The 17,953-nt window shown below is 62.1% G+C and carries 16 protein-coding genes; 7 read left to right on the forward strand and 9 right to left on the reverse strand.

Features of this window, described 5'->3' with window-relative positions; all coding sequences use genetic code 11:
• Nucleotides 1-18: 18 nt before the first annotated feature.
• Complete coding sequence (locus IP76_RS04575) at nt 19-1,071, forward strand: dipeptidase (protein WP_054157002.1); 1,053 nt, start codon at nt 19-21, stop codon at nt 1,069-1,071.
• A 25-nt stretch (nt 1,072-1,096) separates the two neighbouring features.
• On the opposite strand, the gene IP76_RS04580 is transcribed toward IP76_RS04575, so the two are convergent.
• The 4 genes from IP76_RS04580 to IP76_RS04595 all read right to left on the reverse strand — a co-directional run bounded on the left by IP76_RS04580 (nt 1,097) and on the right by IP76_RS04595 (nt 6,273).
• A complete protein-coding gene (locus IP76_RS04580) occupies nt 1,097-2,290 on the reverse strand; it encodes an alpha-D-ribose 1-methylphosphonate 5-triphosphate diphosphatase (RefSeq protein ID WP_054157003.1) in 1,194 nt (397 codons plus the stop codon).
• 89 nt (nt 2,291-2,379) lie between these two features.
• Nucleotides 2,380-3,558, reverse strand: a complete 1,179-nt coding sequence (locus tag IP76_RS04585; RefSeq protein ID WP_054157004.1) for an acetate/propionate family kinase — start codon at nt 3,556-3,558, stop codon at nt 2,380-2,382.
• A complete protein-coding gene (locus tag IP76_RS04590) occupies nt 3,555-4,937 on the reverse strand; it encodes a bifunctional enoyl-CoA hydratase/phosphate acetyltransferase (protein WP_197278304.1) in 1,383 nt (460 codons plus the stop codon). The genes IP76_RS04585 and IP76_RS04590 overlap by 4 nt, the downstream gene beginning before the upstream one ends.
• A gap of 337 nt (nt 4,938-5,274) precedes the next feature.
• Nucleotides 5,275-6,273 carry a P1 family peptidase gene (locus IP76_RS04595; protein WP_054157005.1) on the reverse strand — a complete coding sequence of 333 codons (999 nt, stop codon included), beginning with the start codon at nt 6,271-6,273 and terminating at the stop codon, nt 5,275-5,277.
• 174 nt (nt 6,274-6,447) lie between these two features.
• Here IP76_RS04595 and IP76_RS04600 point away from each other — a divergent pair, with 174 nt between their 5' ends.
• Nucleotides 6,448-7,173 carry a phosphatase PAP2 family protein gene (locus tag IP76_RS04600; RefSeq protein ID WP_245281385.1) on the forward strand — a complete coding sequence of 242 codons (726 nt, stop codon included), beginning with the start codon at nt 6,448-6,450 and terminating at the stop codon, nt 7,171-7,173.
• Between the two features lie 30 nt (nt 7,174-7,203).
• Here the strand turns inward: IP76_RS04600 and IP76_RS04605 are convergent, their stop codons facing one another.
• The 3 genes from IP76_RS04605 to IP76_RS04615 all read right to left on the reverse strand — a co-directional run bounded on the left by IP76_RS04605 (nt 7,204) and on the right by IP76_RS04615 (nt 10,927).
• Complete coding sequence (locus IP76_RS04605) at nt 7,204-8,142, reverse strand: ABC transporter permease (RefSeq protein ID WP_054157006.1); 939 nt, start codon at nt 8,140-8,142, stop codon at nt 7,204-7,206.
• Nucleotides 8,135-9,145: an ABC transporter permease gene (locus IP76_RS04610; protein ID WP_054157007.1), complete on the reverse strand. Its 1,011-nt coding sequence runs from the start codon at nt 9,143-9,145 to the stop codon at nt 8,135-8,137. The genes IP76_RS04605 and IP76_RS04610 overlap by 8 nt, the downstream gene beginning before the upstream one ends.
• 75 nt (nt 9,146-9,220) lie before the next feature.
• On the reverse strand, nt 9,221-10,927 hold the full coding sequence (locus tag IP76_RS04615; protein ID WP_054157382.1) for a peptide ABC transporter substrate-binding protein: 1,707 nt from the start codon (nt 10,925-10,927) through the stop codon (nt 9,221-9,223).
• Between the two features lie 320 nt (nt 10,928-11,247).
• On the opposite strand from IP76_RS04615, the gene IP76_RS04620 reads away from it, so the two are divergent.
• Entirely contained in the window at nt 11,248-12,411 is a 1,164-nt protein-coding gene (locus IP76_RS04620; RefSeq protein ID WP_054157008.1) for a M20 aminoacylase family protein, read from the forward strand.
• A gap of 44 nt (nt 12,412-12,455) precedes the next feature.
• Nucleotides 12,456-14,291: an ABC transporter ATP-binding protein gene (locus tag IP76_RS04625; RefSeq protein ID WP_054157009.1), complete on the forward strand. Its 1,836-nt coding sequence runs from the start codon at nt 12,456-12,458 to the stop codon at nt 14,289-14,291.
• A 39-nt stretch (nt 14,292-14,330) separates the two neighbouring features.
• On the opposite strand, the gene IP76_RS04630 is transcribed toward IP76_RS04625, so the two are convergent.
• A complete protein-coding gene (locus IP76_RS04630) occupies nt 14,331-14,819 on the reverse strand; it encodes a hypothetical protein (RefSeq protein WP_054157010.1) in 489 nt (162 codons plus the stop codon).
• 178 nt (nt 14,820-14,997) lie between these two features.
• Between IP76_RS04630 and IP76_RS04635 the strand changes: the two genes are divergently transcribed.
• Complete coding sequence (locus IP76_RS04635) at nt 14,998-15,783, forward strand: carbon-nitrogen hydrolase family protein (protein WP_054157011.1); 786 nt, start codon at nt 14,998-15,000, stop codon at nt 15,781-15,783.
• Between the two features lie 63 nt (nt 15,784-15,846).
• Nucleotides 15,847-16,575 (forward strand): sulfate transporter family protein, encoded by a 729-nt coding sequence (locus IP76_RS04640; RefSeq protein ID WP_054157012.1) that lies wholly within the window; start codon nt 15,847-15,849, stop codon nt 16,573-16,575.
• An 18-nt stretch (nt 16,576-16,593) separates the two neighbouring features.
• Here the strand turns inward: IP76_RS04640 and nth are convergent, their stop codons facing one another.
• The gene (gene nth / locus IP76_RS04645; protein WP_054157013.1) at nt 16,594-17,373 is read right to left on the reverse strand and encodes an endonuclease III; all 780 of its coding nucleotides are present in this window, start codon (nt 17,371-17,373) and stop codon (nt 16,594-16,596) included.
• A 25-nt stretch (nt 17,374-17,398) separates the two neighbouring features.
• Between nth and IP76_RS04650 the strand changes: the two genes are divergently transcribed.
• On the forward strand, nt 17,399-17,893 hold the full coding sequence (locus IP76_RS04650) for a DUF2244 domain-containing protein (protein WP_054157014.1): 495 nt from the start codon (nt 17,399-17,401) through the stop codon (nt 17,891-17,893).
• The last annotated feature ends 60 nt before the right edge of the window (nt 17,894-17,953 follow it).

The following is a 17,953-nucleotide window of genomic DNA, read 5'->3' on the forward strand; positions in this document are numbered from 1 at the left end:
CATACGGAATAATCTTTCATGGATATGGTCTTCGACGGTCACAACGATGTTCTCCTGCGCCTGTGGCGGGAGCGGCAGGAGGGCGGCAATCCGCTTCAGGACTTTATCAAGGGCACGTCTGCCGGCCATATCGATGCGCCACGGGCAAAGCGAGGCGGGCTCGCCGGTGGCTTGTGCGCGATCTACATTCCCTCACCGCATGACTTCAGCCTGAAGGAGCCGGATGCGGACGGGCATTATACCACCCCACTCGATCCGCCACTCGACCGCCACTCCTCGCTCGACATTGCGCTCGGCATGGCGGCGCTCGCACATCAGCTGGAACAGGCCGGCGGTTGGCGGCTATGCCGCAGCACGGCCGAGATCCGGGCTGCAATGGCGGAGGGTGTTTTCGCCGCTGTCCTTCACATGGAAGGTTGCGAGGCGATCGACGCGGATCTCGACGCGCTGGATGTGTTCTATGCTGCCGGCCTGCGCTCACTCGGCCCGGTCTGGAGCCGGAACAATATCTTCGGTCACGGCGTTCCGTTCGCTTATCCCAGCTCGCCGGATACGGGACCTGGGCTGACGGATGCGGGCGCGGCGTTGGTCAAGGCCTGCAACAGGCTGGGTATCCTGATCGATCTCGCGCATATCACCGAGAAGGGCTTCTGGGATGTGGCGCGCATCAGCGATCAGCCGTTGATCGCCAGCCATTCCAATGTGCATGCCTTGACCCCAGTCGCGCGCAATCTGACTGACCACCAGCTTGACGCCATCCGCGAGAGCCGGGGTCTCGTCGGTCTCAACTATGCCGTGACCATGTTGCGCGCCGACGGGCGGGACAATCCAGATACGCCGCTGTCTGACATGGTGCGCCATCTCGACCGTCTGGTCGAGCGCGTCGGAATCGACTGCGTGGCGCTCGGTTCGGACTTTGACGGTGCCACCATCCCGAATGCGATTGCCGATGCGGCAGGCAATCAACGCCTGATCTCGGCACTCCGGGACCATGGTTACGATCAGGATGCGCTCGACAAGATTTGCCGTGAAAACTGGCTGAGGGTGCTGGCCTCCGCCTGGCACGAATAGACGCGCCAGAACTCTGGCCTGCGGTTCAGGCGACCCGCGAGCCTGAGCGCCATGCGGCTTTCACAAAGGGATGGCTGTCTGCAAGGTCGACGCGGATGACGTCGGCCTTGAGGCCGGTCTCGATGGCGCCGCGATCGGCAAGACCACCGGCAAGCGCCGGGTTGCGGGTGACCATGGCGATCGCCGTTGGCAGATCGAAATTAAGGCCCGGATCGGCCGCTATCATGAAAGCGGCGTCCAGCATCGAGCGCGGCACATAGTCGGATGCCAGGATATCAACCAGCCTTTCCACCAGCAGATCGCGCACGGCGATATTGCCGGACTGGGAACCGCCGCGCACGAGGTTGGGGGCGCCAGCCACGATCTGCATGCCGCCGTCTCGAGCGGCCCGGGCTGCTTCCATTGAACAGGGAAATTCGGAGATCGTCACGCCTTCGGCCAGACCCTCTGCGATATGGGCCACGTCCGTATCGTCATGGCTCATCAGCGGCAGCCCGCGTGACGTCGCGAGTGCGACCACGTCCGGCCGTGTGGTCGCGGCGAAATGGCTCTTTTCGGCCACCAGATCCTTGATTTTCTCGCGCACGCGTTCCGGGCTTTCGCCGGTCGACTTGGCGGCGCGGGCCACATAGGCCGCGATGTCGCGGCTCTGGCGGATGCCGGGCAGGTGCTCCATGACCGAAATGACCCGCACGATCTCGCGATCGATGTTTGCCGCCGTCAGCGCTGGCGTTGCGGGATCGGTGAGTTCGCAGCGCAGATGGACGAGATGCTCGGCGCGCAACATGCCGGACGCTTGCGCTTGTTCAAGGGCTGCGATCATCGGCCCCAGGATTTCGGCGCGTTCGGGATTGTCGGTGGTGGCACCAACGCAGAGGCTGTCGAAGACGGTGGTCACACCGCCGCCGATGATCTGGGCGTCGTGAGCCAAGGCTGCGCGCATGAAATCCCAGCGCACATGGGCGCGGGGATAGAGGTGCTTCTCGAAATGGTCGGTGTGGATGTCGACGAGGCCAGGCAGGAGATAGTCGCCGGCCAGGTCGAGCGCGCCGGGGACCCTCGACGCGCCTTCATGGATCTCGGCGATCTTTCCGTCTTCGATTACCACCGAGCCATGCAAGACATGGGTGGGGAGAACCACGCGAGCATTGGAGAGGATGAGGGCGTTGCCGCGCGCGGGTTCAAAAATCTCGCCCGCAGCATTCGTCTGTCTCAGCATCGTCACACCTCCGGTCCGCTTGTCGATGCTGCGTCTCTAGGCGGGTTTCATGACGCTTTGGTGTCACCTGCGCTCAGAACCGCATGGGCTCAGCCGACCAGTGCCTGGCAGTCATCGGCGATCACCTGTTCCTCGTCGGTCGCGATGACACGGATGACGATACGGCTCTCCGGGGTGGAAATCACCGGATCATTTCGGCCATTCGCCGCGTCATCCAGAACGGCTCCGAGGAACTGCAGCCGCTCGACGACAGCGCTTCGGATCGCCGGCTGGTTTTCTCCGATGCCAGCGGTGAAGACCAGCGTATCCAGCCCACCGAGCGAGGCTGCCAGCCGCGCCACTTCGCCGGCGATGCGGAAGGTGAAGACGTCGAGGGCTTCGCGGGCTGCCGGTGCTGCTGTCTCGAGCAGGACGCGGCTATCGGCGCTGATGCCGCCGGAGAGGCCCAGCAATCCGGACTGCCGATAGATCATCTCCTCGACCTGTTTTGCAGTCAGGCCGTGCGCATCCATCAGGTGGAAGAGGACACCCGGATCAATAGCGCCGGAGCGGGTGGCCATGGGCACGCCATCAATGGTGGAAAAGCCCATGGAGGTGTCGAGGCTAACGCCGTTTTCCATCGCGCAGAGACTGGCGCCGGATCCCAGATGGGCAACGATAGCGCGGCCGCCCAACCGTTGCGGTTCCAGTGTCTTCAGTGCTCCGGCGATATAGACATAGGACAGGCCGTGGAAACCGTAGCGTTTGACGCCCTTGTCGAACCAGTCTCGTGGGATCGCGAAACGCCTGATCACATCGGCTTGCGTGCGATGGAAGGCGGTGTCGAAGGAGGCGGTCTGGGGCAGGCCAGCTTTGAGTTCGGCAATGGCGCGGATCAGCCGCAGGTTCTGTGGCTGATGCAGCGGCGCCAATGTCACCAGGCTTTCAATGGCCTTGAGGCTTGTGCTGTCGATGCCAACGGCTTCGCCAAACAGGTCGCCGCCATGAACGACGCGGTGGCCGACCGCCGAGACGGCGTCGAGGTCGTAGTGTTCCCCGAGCCAGTCGAAGACCTCTTCCAGCACGTCATGCAGAAGGTCATCGGTTCTGGCTTCCAGGGGCACGTCGAAGACGGTGGGGCCTTCGACCAGGTGGAAGGTGAGCGGTTCGGCGCGAAAATCGATGACGCCCTTGCCGATGCGCCTTGCCCCATCCGTCTTTCGGGCAAAGATGCCGATCTTGACCGTGGACGAACCGGCATTGAAGGTCAGCAGCAATTTTTGGCTCATTTGATCTGGCCCTGCGCTGCCAAGCGCTTCGCGGCCACGAGTTTGGCAAGGGCTGCCGAGGCGATGCGGACACGCAGGCTGTCCGAGCGGCTCGTAAGGATGACGGGTACGCGCGCGCCAAGCACAAGGCCTGCCGCATCGGCATTGGCGAAATAGAGAAGCTGCTTGGCGAGCATGTTGCCGGCCTCGAGATCGGGCACCAACAGGACATCGGCGTCGCCCGCAACGGGCGAGATGATGCCCTTGGTCCGGGCGGCCTCCATCGAGATCGCATTGTCGAAGGCGAGCGGGCCGTCGACCTTGGCGCCCTTGATCTGACCGCGGGCTGCCATGACGGTCAAGGCTGCTGCCTCGAGCGTGGCCGGCATCTTGTCATTGACCGTTTCGACGGCTGCGAGCACGGCGACCTTGGGCTCTGCCACGCCCAGCATATGCATGAGATCCACGGCGTTCTGGCAGATGTCGCGTTTCTGGTCGAGGGTCGGCGCGATGTTGATCGCCGCGTCCGTCACCACGAGCAGCTTGGAATAGGCGGGCACATCCATGACATAGACATGGCTGACGCGACGCTCGGTCCGCAGGCCCGATCCGCTGCCGACGACCGCGCCCAGGATTTCGTCGGAATGCAGGCTGCCCTTCATCACCGAGCCGACCTTGCCGGCCACGGCGAGTTCCACCGCCATGGCCGCTGCCGCGTGGCTGTGTTCGGCATGCACAATCTGGAAGCCGTCGATCGAGATACCGGCGGCCGCGGCAGCCGCCCTGATTTTTGCTTCCGGACCGATCAGGATCGGATCGAGCAGCCCTTCGTCACGGATCTCGACTGCGGCCTCGATGACGTCAGGCGAGCAGGGATGGACAAGGGCGGTGCGGACCATGGGCAGGCTGCGGGCCTCGGCCACGATGGCGTCGAAGCGGTCGTGGCGCTGCAGGGAGACGCCCGGTGCTGCGTTTTCCGACCAGCTGATCCGCTCCTGGGGTGCGCGCACCCTGGCGCGGCCGACCAGCACTGGCTCACCCTGCTGGTTGACGCAGCGCGTGTCGAAGATCAGCGTATGGCCGTCGCTCTCCTTGGTCATCAGCGTCACGGTGGCGGTAATCCGGTCGCCGGTTGCGATATCCTTCCAGAATTCGAGATCCTGACCGAGATAGACAGTGCCGGGGCCCGGAAGCCGCGTATCGAGCACGGCGGAAATCATGCCGGCCGGGATCAGCGACTGGCCGAGGGGCACTGGATTGTGATCGCCGGAAAGGGCGGCGAAAAGTTCGATATCATCGGGCCCGATGATGCGCGTCAGGCTGGCGGAATCGCCGAGCTTCAGTTCATCGAAGGTGCGGTTGGTGAGGACAGGTCTTTCCATGTCGCTTTCGTCTTCCATGTCGGATCGTCCTCCCACGATCTGTTCATCCTGCGACTGGTCTGCTTCAGAGGCACGACCAATCTTGGTGGGCAATCTCTGTGGTGAAGCATGGGCTGTCCTTGACTTGGGTCAAGGAGCGATGGGACGAAAGTATTGGGCTCGCCCTTTGTGGAGAATGGCAGGGTACTGTGCGTGTCATGCCCTCATGCCGAGGTGACCTTGGCCGGCAAGTGCCTCGAAGCCGCCACCCGCATTGCGCGGTCGGCAGAGGGCGAGGCGGCACGGGGCCGGCTAGTGGCCTGCGTCCTTCAAGGGCCGGCATAGTCGGGCACCTCGGGGTGCGGGTGAGAAGACGTCACCCCCACCTGTCACGCCAGGCCGGCATCGCATCCGGATAAGGCAAAGCCACCGCCTCGAACACGCCGCGCGCAATTGCCCGCGCTGTTACCAGCGTCGCCAGATGGCAGAGTTCCATCAGATCGGCGGCACCATTGCTCGCACGCTTGCCCGTCGAGGCGGCAAACATCGTGTCGCCATCGGAGGGCAAGTGGGCAGGCAGCACGGCGCGGGCCAGGCCGTCATGGGCGCAAAGCGACAGCCGGTGCGTTTCCGCCTTGGAGAGTGTGCAATCGGTCACCACCGCGCCGATGGTCGTCGCCGTCAGTCGCAGACCCTTTATGCGCATGGCGCGGTCTTCGGCGCTTACGTGGCTCGGTTGGCCAAGGCCGCCGAATTCCTGCTTTTCCTCAAAGCTGGCTGCCCAGAACTGCGGGCCGTCGCCAATGACCACCGAGCCCATGGCATTGACGGCCACCAGCGCTGCGATCGTGTGCCCGGTCGAGGAAACGGCGCTGGCCGAGCCCAGGCCGCCCTTGAAATTTGCCGTCGTGGCGCCTGTTCCCGCCCCGATGGTGCCGAGCGGGAAGGCTCCTGTGGCTGCGTTCCGATACGCTTCATAACCGAGATCGCGATATGGTGCATGCAGGCCCCAGTCCTTGTTGCCACCGTTCAACAGATCCATCAGGATCGCCTGCGGGACGATCGGCACGCGCACTGGCCCGACGGCAAAGCCCCGTCCCGCAGCCCTCAGCCCCGATTGCACCCCGCCTGCGGCATCCAGCCCGAAGGCCGAGCCGCCCGAGAGCACGAAGGCGTCGACCTGCTGCACCGTCATCGATGGGTCAAGCAGGCCTGTATCGCGTCCACCCGGTGCGCCACCCAGCACGGTGCCGGATGCGGTTGCCGGTTCATCGAAGACGATCACCGTGACGCCCGAGCCGAGGACCAGATCCGTGGCATGGCCAACGGAGAGGCCCTCGACATCTGTCAGGAGGTTCAGAGCGGCGTGAGGCATGCGGTGTGTCTCCCAAAGGATTGCGCGGGGAGAGTGAAGGGGCAAGTGGTTGATATCAAGCCCCATCATGGAGCTTCTTTCCGGGAACAACGCGCCGCCTTTGCGGATTGACGCGCCGTCGGTGCGACCCCATCTGAAGCATTGCCCGATCTGTTTCAACGAAAGACCTTGACCTTGACCGAGCAAGACCAGCACCGGCTCCTGCGCCCCCTCGAGCCTCTGAGGACACGCTTTACGCGCTATGTTTCCGGCACCGAATATCGTGTCTGGCTCACCGCGCTTGTGGCCGCCCTCTTCGCCTATGGCCTTTTTGCCCTGACCGACGAGATCCTCGAAGGCGAGACGCGGGCTTTTGATGAGAGCGTGCTTCTGATGCTGCGCGATGCCTCGGATGTCGGCCTGCCGATTGGCCCTGCATGGCTGACCAAGGTGGTGACGGACATTACGGCGCTTGGTGGGATCACGGTCCTGTCGCTGCTGACATCGCTCGTCGTCATCTACCTGATCCTGCGCCGATCCTACCGAACCGCAATCTTCGTCACCGTCTCCATCCTCGGCGGCTGGGCTGTGAGCAGCGCGATGAAGATCGGTATTGCGAGACCCCGACCGGAGGTCGTGCAGCATCTCGTCGAAGTGACGGACCTCTCCTTCCCGAGCGGCCATGCGATGCTGTCCGCCATCACCTATCTGACGCTCGGTGCACTGCTCTCGCGCCTCGAAGACCGCCGCCTTCTGCGCTATTTCTTTCCGCTTGTCGCCGTTTTCCTCACCCTGATCATCGGCCTCAGCCGGATCTATCTCGGCGTGCACTACCCGACTGACGTGCTGGGCGGCTGGGCCGCTGGCACGGTCTGGGCCTGTGGCAGCTGGTTTGCAGCACGGTGGTTTCTGGGGCGGTGAGGGACGCTTTCCCTCACCTCCCTCATCTCCTCAATGCTTCACTGCCTTCGGGTCCAGTGCATCCCTGATCGCATCGCCGATGTAATTCACGCTCAACACCGTCAGCGAGATCGCCAGACCCGGCCAGAGGACGCGGGATGGGTTGATCTGCAGGAAGTTGGCGCCGTCGAAGAGGAGGCGGCCCCAGGTGGGGAAGTCGGGCGGGAAGCCAAGGCCGAGGAAGGAGAGGGCGGATTCGGTGATGATGGCGGTGGCGATGCCGAGTGTGGCCGAGACCATGATCGAGGACATCACATTGGGCAGGATGTGCTTGAGGATGATGCGATATTCGCGCATGCCGCTCGATTTGGCCGCCAGGATGAATTCCTGGCTCTTGATCGCCAGAACATCGCCGCGGACGATGCGGGCGGTGTGCATCCAGCTGGTGATGCCGATGACGAAGACGATCAGGATGAAGATACCGGTCTCGGGTCCGAAGGCCGCCCGCAGCGTATCGCGGAAGAGCATGATGATCACGAGCAGCAGCGGCAGGAGCGGCAGGGCCAGGAAGAGGTCGGTCATGCGCATCAGCGGGCCGTCGAGCTTGCGGGAATAGCCCGAGAGCACGCCGACGAGAGTGCCGACGAGCAGCGCTAAGGCCATTGCGGTCATGCCGACAGCGAGCGAGATCTGACCGCCGGCAAGCACTTGAGCAAGCATGTCCTTGCCAAGATTGTCCGTGCCAAACGGATGCAGGAGCGACGGGCCCTGGTTCTTCGCCTTGATGTCGATCTTGTTCGGGTCGATCGTGTGGATATACGGGCCGATGAAGACCGCCAGAAGAATGAAGATGAAGACGATGAGGCCAGCCACACCGCCCTTGTGGGCGCGGAATTGTCGCCAGAGCTGAGACCAGAAGCCACCGCTTTTGCTCCTTGTCTGTGGGGCGGGTGCTGCCGTTGCGGCGGGGGAAAGCGTGGCGTCACTCATAGCGGATCCTCGGATCGAGTATGCCGTAGAGAACGTCGGCAATCAGGTTGAAGAGCACGATCAGGATCGCGAAGATGAAGGTCAGCGTTTGGACGAGCGGGATGTCAGCGCCCTGGATCGCGGTGATCAGCAGCTGGCCGAGCCCGTTCACCCGGAACACCTGCTCGGTGATAATGGCACCGGAGAAGATAGTGGGCACGCCGAGCGCAATCACGGTGACCACCGGGATCAGGCTGTTGCGCAGCACATGCACGAGGAGCACGATCTTTTCCTTCACACCCTTGGCACGTGCTGTGCGCACATAATCCATGTGGAGGTTGTCGAGCATGGAAGCCCGGACGAAGCGGCTGATCTGCGAGACGTTGTACAGCGTCAGCACCAGCACGGGCAGGAACATCTGCTTCACTTGGAGGAGAAAGGTTCCCCAGCTGTCGACCACCAGCGTGGTATCATAGATCGACGGGAACCACTGCAGCCAGGAGGAAAACACGACGATCAAGAGCACGCCGGTGAAGAAGGTCGGCACCGAATAGCCGACCATCGAAACGAAGGTGCCGATCTGGTCGAAGAGCGAATATTGCCGATAGGCGGAGATGACGCCGATCGGGATCGCCAGCAGCACACCGAAGAGATAGGACAGGCCAACCACCCAGAGCGTCTGGGGCAGGCGCTGGACGATAAGATCGACCACGGGGCTGCGGGTTGCCCAGGACAGAACCCGCATGCGCTCTCCGGTGCCGATGGTGAGCCCGGTCAATTGTTCGAAGATGTTGAGCGGTTCATTGATGAAGAACTGCTGCAGCCATTTCATGTAGCGGATGAAGAAGGGCTGATCGAGGCCCATGGCCAGCCGGATCTGTTCACGCACTTCCGGCGGAATGGTCAGTGGCAGGTCGCTCAAGGGATCGCCCGGGGACAGGTCGAGCAGGGCAAAGATAATGAAACTGATGGCCAGTAGCGTCGGCACTGCGAACAGCAGCCGCCGGACGGTGAAGGTAAACATCGGTGGGTCTCCAGACTGTCGGCGAAGAGGCTGTGGCTGGAGCCGCCGCAAGCGACGGACCCAGCCACGGTGGCATTACTTCGCGCGCGACCAGTCGGCGACGTTCCAGAGCTCCGAGTCCCAGGCGTTCATCTTGACGCCCAGCAGCGTGTTGTTGACAGCCGAGGGCTGGCCACGATGGATAAGCGGAATCTGGGCGACATCGTTGGAGAGCATGTCGTTCAGCTTCTTGGCAATGACGGCGCGATCTTCCAGCTTGCCGGTCTTGCCGAGTTCCTTCACGAGTGCATCATATTCCGGGTTGCAATAGCGGACGATGTTCTCCCCCTGCCAGCCGGTGGCCGGGCTCGGGATCTTGTCGCACATCCAGCCGGCCATGTACTTCTCCGGGTCGGTGCCGTCGAAGTTGTTGGTGTACATCTGGATGTCGGCCATGAACTTCTGGAAGGTGTCCGGAGAGGCCGGATCTCCACCGAAGAAGACGGAGGCCGAGATGTTGCGCAGTTCGACGGAGACGCCGATCTGGCTCCACATGTCCTTGACCAGCGCCTGGGTGCCCTGGCGAACGGAGTTGGTCGAGGTCTGGTAGAGGAAGGAGAGCTTGACGCCATCCTTTTCGCGGATGCCATCCGAGCCCATCTTCCAGCCGGCATCGTCGAGCAGCTTGTTGGCGCCTTCAACGTCCTGCTTCAGGCACCAGTCGACGGCGGTCGAGACATAGATGTCCGGAGCGGGCAGGATGTTGCAGGTGGGCTGACCGTTCGGGCCGTAGCCGGCCTCATCGATGATCTCGCGGTCAATGGCGATCGACAGCGCGCGGCGCACAGCCGGATCAGACAGCGCCGGATGCGGGCCAGCTTCCTTGGTCGAGCGCTTGTCGCCGAGCGAGGGGTCGACGCCGTAGGGGTTGATGTCGATACGTTCGACCTGGGTGCCGAAGGCGACTTCGATCTTGCCCTTGCCGGCAGCCATCATCTGTTCGAGGATTTCAGGTTCGACCTGCATGTTCCAGGCATAGTCGAATTCGCCGGTCTCAAGAACCGAGCGGGCTGCAGACGCCGCGTCACCGCCACCCTTCAGGGTGACCGAGGCGAAAGCCGGCTTGGCCGCATCGCGATAATTGCTGTTGGCTTCGAAGGTGACGACGTCGTTCGGCTTGAACTCCTTGACGACGAAGGGACCGGTACCAATCGGGCCAAAGTTGGCTGAGGTGCATTCCGGCGCCTTGATGCCGAGGCAATCCTTGAACTGGGCCGCCTGGATGATCGGGGCCTGTGCGCCGACAAAGGCGCTGTAGGGATAGGGCTTGGGATCGGCAAAGGAGACCTTGATGGTGGAGGCGTCGATCGCCTCGACATTGGTCACGCCTTCGAAATAAGCCCCTTGCGCGCAGCCGCCGTCCGGCGCCGTGCAATATTTCCAGGTGAAGATTGCGTCTTCGGCTGTTACGGCGGAGCCGTCGGACCACTTCAGGTCGGGCTTCAGCTTCCAGGTGATGCTCTTCAGGTCGGCTGCGACGCCACCGTTCTCGACGGTCGGAATTTCGGCGGCGAGCATGGGCACCAGCGCGCCGGTCTCGTCATAGCGGGCCAGCGGTTCGATGACCATGGACGCCGCGTAGACTTCCTTGGTGCCACCCGAAAGATACGGGTTCATCGTCGAAACGGCCTGCCAGAAGATGATCTTCAGATCGCCGTCCGTGCCGCGTTCGGCCATGGCCGGCGCGCCCGACAGGGCGAAGGCGGCTGCCGAGGCCGCCAGCATCAGTGTGCGTGTCTTCATCAGCTCATTCCCCATTTATTATTGTTTGGAGCACGGTGTCGTTTTATCCACCGGAGCGAGATGTGGCCAGCGGATGCACCAAATGTCAACCACCTATCATCTTGGTATTATTCAAATTTTTTGAGAAAATGCAGGGATGAAGCGTGCGCGCTGCGCGCCCCGGACAAAGGCGCGCTCTGTCGGGCTGTCTAAAATTTGGGCCATGTAAGCATGAGCCCAATTTTGATGCAACAGCGAAAATTGCGGGTTGCCAAAGTGTGAATTCGCGGAAACAGTATGCCCCAAATCCTGCGGGGAACAACGACAAAAAGAGGTCCTTTATGCCAGTGATCAATCGTGCCAGCGAGCTGCAGCCGGAGGTCGCCGAATGGCGGCGGCATATCCACCAGCATCCGGAACTGCTGTTCGATGTGCATGCCACAGCCGCCTTCGTTGCGGACAAGCTGAAGGAGTTCGGCTGTGACGAGGTGAAAACCGGCATCGGCCGCACGGGCGTCGTCGGCATCATCAAGGGCAGCCGTGGTGAGGGTCCGGTCGTCGGGTTCCGCGCCGACATGGATGCCCTGCCGATCCATGAAATGTCGGGCAAGGCCTGGGCGTCGAAGACCCCCGGCAAGATGCATGCCTGCGGTCACGATGGGCATACGGCCATGCTGCTCGGTGCAGCCAAGCATCTGGCCGAGACGCGCAATTTCAAGGGCTCGATCGCGGTCATTTTCCAGCCGGCGGAAGAGGGTGGCGGTGGCGCCCGGGAAATGGTCGCCGACGGCATGATGGAAGAGTTCGCCATCTCGGAAGTTTATGGCATGCACAATCATCCGGGCATGGCCGTCGGCACGTTTGCCACCCGCAAGGGCTCGGTGATGGCGGCGGCCGACCAGTTCGACATCGAGATCCACGGCCGCAGCGGCCATGCGGCCCAGCCACACAAAAGTGTTGATCCGGTGCTGGCCTCGGCGCAGGTCGTCGTCGCCCTGCAGTCGATCGCAGCGCGCGAAACCGATCCTTTGAAGTCGGTGGTCGTCACCGTCACCAAAATCCATGGCGGCGATGCCTATAACGTCATCCCGGACGGCGTGAAGCTTTCGGGCACGGTGCGCACGCTGCTGCCGGAGCTGCGCGACATGGCAGAAACCCGGATCAACGAGATTGCCACCGGTGTGGCTATGGCGATGGGGGCAAGGGCCACCGTCTCCTATCATCGCGGCTATCCCGTTACCTTCAACCACGCGGCCGAAACCGAATTTGCGCTTGACGTCATGCGAAAGGTCGCCGGACCCCAGGCTGTCAGCGACGAATTCCCGCCTGCCATGGGTGCTGAGGATTTCTCCTACATGCTGGAGGCGCGGCCGGGCTCCTTCGTCTTCATCGGCAATGGCGAGACGGCCAACCTGCACAACTCGGCCTATGACTTCAACGACGAGGCGATCCCCTACGGCATCAGCTACTGGGTGACGCTTGCGGAGACGGCACTCGCAGCCTGACATTTCAACCAGATCTCGACGACATAAAAACAGGGGAACGGGATATGGCAGCGGTGGAACAGGGAAAAGAGACGAGCGCGGCACCAGTGCTCTCGGTGCGTAACCTCACGACCTCCTTCCGCATCGGGACAGAGTGGCGATCGGTCGTGCGGGGCATGAACCTCGATATCGCGCCACGCGAAACGGTGGCGATCGTCGGGGAATCGGGATCAGGCAAAAGCGTTACCTCGCTCTCGATCATGCGGCTTCTGTCGGAGACGACCAGCCGTATCGAGGGCAGCGTCAAGCTCGAGGGACGTGAACTCCTGACACTCGACCGCGAGCAGATGCGGCAGGTGCGCGGCAACCAGATCTCGATGATCTTCCAGGAGCCGATGACCTCGCTCAACCCGATCTTCCCGATCGGCAAGCAGATCGCGGAAGCCATCACCTGCCACCGCGACATCCCGGCGGCGGACGCGAAGGCGGAGGTCTTGCGACTGCTTGACCGTGTGCGAATCCCCAATGCGAAGAACCGCTTCGACGAATATCCGCACCAGTTTTCCGGCGGCATGCGCCAGCGCGTGATGATTGCCATGGCGCTTGCCTCCCGGCCCAAGCTCCTGATCGCGGATGAGCCGACGACCGCGCTCGACGTCACCATCCAGGGCCAGATCCTCGACCTGATCAAGACGCTTCAGGACGAGGAGGGCATGGCGGTTCTGTTCATCACCCATGACATGGGCGTGGTGGCTGAAGTCTCCGACCGCACCGTGGTCATGTTCCGCGGCGAGGCAGTGGAAACCGGCACGACCGACGACATTTTCAATCGTGGTCAGCATCCCTATACGCGGGCGCTTCTGTCAGCCGTGCCCAAGCTCGGCTCGATGGGCGGACGCGACAATCCGATGCGGTTTCCGGTCATCGATATCAAGACAGGCGAAACGCTTGTTGCAGAGGCTGAAACCGCGCCGCCGCAAAAGGGCAATCAGCCGCTTCTGGAGGTCAAGAACCTCACCACTCGCTTTGATATCCGCTCAGGGCTGCTGGGCCGCAGGAGTGGTGCCGTGCATGCGGTCGAAAACGTGTCCTTCGACCTTCGCCCCGGCGAAACGCTTTCGCTGGTCGGCGAATCCGGTTGCGGCAAGTCGACGACCGGGCGTTCGATCACGCGGCTGGTCAATCCGACATCCGGTCAGATCTCGGTGGATGGCTATGATGTGCGCCGGCTCGACGAGGCTTCGTTGCGGCGCATGCGTCGAAGCATCCAGATGGTTTTCCAGGACCCGTTTGCCAGCCTCGATCCGCGGATGAGCGTCGGCCAGGCGGTGATGGAACCCTTCATCGAACATCAGTTGGGCACAAAGGCACAGGCGCGCGACAAGGCGGCCGACCTGCTCGAACGGGTCGGTCTCAGCGCCGAGTTCATGTCACGCTATCCGCATGAGTTCTCCGGCGGCCAGCGCCAGCGTGTGGCGATCGCTCGATCCCTCATGCTCGACCCGAAGATCATCGTTGCGGACGAGGCCGTGTCGGCACTCGACGTCTCGATCAAGGCGCAGGTCTGCAATCTGCTGCTCGAATTGCAGCAGAGCCTCAACCTCGCCTATCTGTTCATCAGCCACGACATGGCCGTGGTGGAGCGTGTGAGCCATCGTGTGGCGGTCATGTATCTCGGCGAGATCGTCGAGATCGGACCGCGTCAGGCGGTGTTCGACAATCCGCAGCATCCGTATACCAAAAAGCTGATGGCGGCAGTGCCGGTGCCGGATCCCGCACGTCGCAAGCTTAAGCGCAATCTTGCGACCGACGAGATCAAGAGCCCGATCCGCCCGCTCGGTTATGAGCCGCCTGTGCGAAAATATCGCGAAGTGGCCGAGGGGCATCTGGTTCAGATGTGAATGTCGCCCGCTGACTCGTATTGGGGGGCGCTCGGCCCCTCAACTGGAAGGCGGCTGACCGAAGCCGACGAGCGTCACATGGGCGCTCCACTCGTATTTCGTCGCGTCGATGATTTCGGGGCGGGGGTGGGCAAAGGCGTGGAAGAGTAACGCGTAGCACCGGGTGACCGTATCGCCGGGCGCGATGACCTGTTCGTCGCGCAGGAAGCCACGATAGGCGATATCCGTTTTCCCCAGTGGTCGTCCAACCAGGTCGAAGGACAGGCGGTTTACCGTCTGGTCTGAGGTGTTGGTGAAGGTTGCGGCAATCGGCCGATCCGGGTTGGCGCATGTCTTGTTGTTGGCAGCCACGCTGACCGTCACGGCGGTCATCTCAGCGCGTTGAAGCCGGGATTGGCCGTCGCTGAAAAACCAGACGATTGCGCCGATCACGGCAATCACTGCCGCGACCCCGATCGCCAGGGGGCGCCTTTTCAAAAGCAAGGCAGCCAGCAGGACGGCAATGGTTGCCGCGGCGATCCAGACCATTACGGCCATTCCAGGCAGGACATAGATTTCATACACCCAAGATAAGGTCCGCTGCGGGAAAGGCAACGGAGATCCGCAACCGTCGTCTTTGCCTTGTGTCTTGGAGTTGCCGCTTGCCTCGACCCTTGAAGCGGTTCTAACCTGCCAACACCCGTTCACAAGGTCGACAGGTGTTGAAATGCTCATTTCGCTTTACCAGATGCAGCCGCTTTCCGGCGATGTTCCCGGCAATATCGGAAAGATCGCAAGGGCTGCGATGGCCGCTGCCGAAATGGGGGCTGATCTTCTGGTGACGCCTGAACTCGGGATCAGCGGTTATGCCCAGGGTGCCGGCTTTGCATCGCTTGCCGAAGGGCGGGATGGGCCGATCATGGAGGCCTTGCGCGAGATCGCCGCAGACTGCGGACTGGCCATCTGCGCCGGATTTCCGGAGCGCGACGGCGCCCATGTTTACAATTCCTCGGTTCTGGTCCGGCCGGATGGAAGCGCTGAATTCTATCGCAAGAGCCATCTCTACGGCGAAGGGGAGCGGGCAGCCTTCAAACCCGGCTCAGAGCCGCCGCAGGTGTTCGACCTCAACGGTATCAAGACCGGCATGCTGATCTGCTACGATGTCGAGTTTCCGGAAAATGTGCGGACACTGGCCCTTGCGGGCGCCGAACTGGTCCTCGTTCCGACCGCCTTGCCGCAGGGGCTGATCAGCCGGCGCGTTGCCGATATCGTGGTGCCGGCACGGGCCTTCGAAAACGGGGTCTTTCTGGTCTATGCCGATCTCTGCGGGACGGAAAACGAACTCTCCTATGGCGGCCGATCCGTGATTCTCGGGCCTGATGGTGACGAGCTTGCACGGGCCGGCATGATGGAAACGCTGCTTGTCGCCGAGGTCAACCCGGCCGCCTATGACGAGGCACGGGCGCAAAATCCCTATCTCACCGATCGGCGGCCGGGGCTTTATCGTCTGTGATGCGCTCGCATTGCAGCGGTGGATGCGTGGCACTACATCAGGCGAAAGCCGAAGGAGCCCCTGATGATCTTTGATGCCGCGCTCATGTCCCTGCGCAATCTCTTTGCCCCGGAAACGAGATCTGCCTTCTGGAAGACACTCGGGCTCACCATCCTGGTTTTGATCGGACTGTGGTTTGGTCTGCGCGAAAGCTTCATGGCCTTCATCATGCCGACCGTCGAAGGCTTCATTCCGGAGCTTCCGGCCTGGGCCGGCTGGCTGACATTGGTCTTCGGGATCCTGGCCAGCATCGGCCTTGCGCTTGGTCTGGCACTTCTGCTTTCGCCCGTGACGGCGATTGTGGCCGGTCTCTTTCTCGACGATGTCGCTGAAGTGGTCGAGAAGCGCGACTATCCGAACGACCCGCCGGGCAAGGCCATGCCGATGGGGGAGGCGATCATTGCCTCGATCAAGTTCTTCGGCGTTGTGATCATCGGCAATCTCGTTGCGCTGATGCTGCTGTTCATCCCCGGCATCAACATCATCGCCTTTTTCCTGGTCAACGGCTATCTGCTGGGTCGCGAATTCTTCGAGTTTGCCGCCATGCGTTTGCGCAGTGTCGAAGATGCCAAGCGTTACCGGGCCAAGCATTCGAGCACCGTCTTTCTTGCGGGTCTCGTGATTGCCGGCTTTCTCGCCGTGCCGATCCTCAACCTTTTGACGCCGCTTTTTGCAGCCGGGCTTATGGTGCATCTGCACAAGGCGCTTAGCCGCCGGGATGTGGGCGTGGGAGCCACCGCGGTCAGTCGTTGACGCCCGCGCCGGCTGCCATCATTCACTGACGCCGATCATCTGCTGAGGCAGCTCGACCAGCGGGGCTGGCACATCGACGGTCTTTTCCGGCGATTTGCAGATATCGGCAATCACGCAGCGCTCACATTCGGGCTTGCGCGCCTTGCAACAGTAACGGCCATGCAGGATCAGCCAATGATGGGCATGGAAGAGATACTGCTTCGGGACAATCTGCATCAGGGTGTCCTCGATCTCGTCCGGTGTCTTGCCCGGCGCGAGCTTGATGCGGTTGCCGATCCGGAGGATATGCGTATCGACTGCCATGGTCGGGATGCCGAAGGCCATGGACATCACGACATTCGCTGTCTTCCGCCCAACACCGGGGAGCGTGACCAGCTCCTCGCGGGTGCGCGGTACGATGCTTCCGAAGTCATCGACCAGTTTCTGGGAAAGCGCGATGACGTTCTTCGCCTTGTTGCGAAAAAGCCCGATGGTCTTGATGTATTCCCGGACCTTTTCCTCGCCCAAAGCCAGCATTTTTTCGGGCGTATCGGCCACCTTGAAGAGGGCGCGGGTCGCCTTATTTACGCCGGCGTCGGTTGCCTGGGCAGAAAGCGCCACGGCGACGACAAGCGTAAAGGGGTTGACGTGCTCCAGCTCGCCTTTGGGCTCCGGCCTTTGGATCGAGAAGCGGCGGAAAATCTCTTCCAGCTCGGCCTTCGAATAAGCGGTGCGACGGCGTGCCGCTGGCTTGCGACGGGCCGTTGGATTTGACTTTTTCAAAGTTTGGGCGCTGGATTTCGGCTTCTGATCAGTCATGGAAAACCTATAGTCGGGCAGGGCAATGGAAGGCAATCTCGAGCAGGCGGCGGACCAGCCGATTTTCGCAGCGGAACTGACGCCCTACCGGTCGCTGGGGCGAAAAGGCTACCGGGTGCTGTTTGCGATTACCGGTACGGTCTGCCTTGTCCATGCGCTTTTCTTCATGGCGACGGGTGCCTGGCCAATCGGACTGTTTTTCGGGCTTGATTTCCTGCTCCTCTACGGTGCTTTCTGGCTGAATTATCGCGCGGCCCGTGCCCGCGAAGAGGTTGTCGTCTCGCGCACCAGTCTGTCGATTCGCAAGTTCACGCCGGCAGGGCGGATGACGGAGCATCGGTTCAAGACGCTCTGGGCGCGCTTCTTCGTCAAGCGGCACGAGGAGTTCGGTATCACCTCAATGACCGTTGCCGGCGAGGGGCTGATCACCGATGTCGGCTCGTTCCTCAATCCGGATGACCGGGAAAGCTTTTCCAAGGCCTTCAAGTGTGCACTGGCGACCGCCAAGCAACGGATCTGATCTGGGCTGATACCCACCGCAAGAAACGGGTGGTATCAGGCCTGAGCCTGTGGTGAAGTC

The organism is Rhizobium sp. AAP43 (assembly GCF_001296045.1).
Lineage (GTDB): Bacteria > Pseudomonadota > Alphaproteobacteria > Rhizobiales > Rhizobiaceae > Allorhizobium.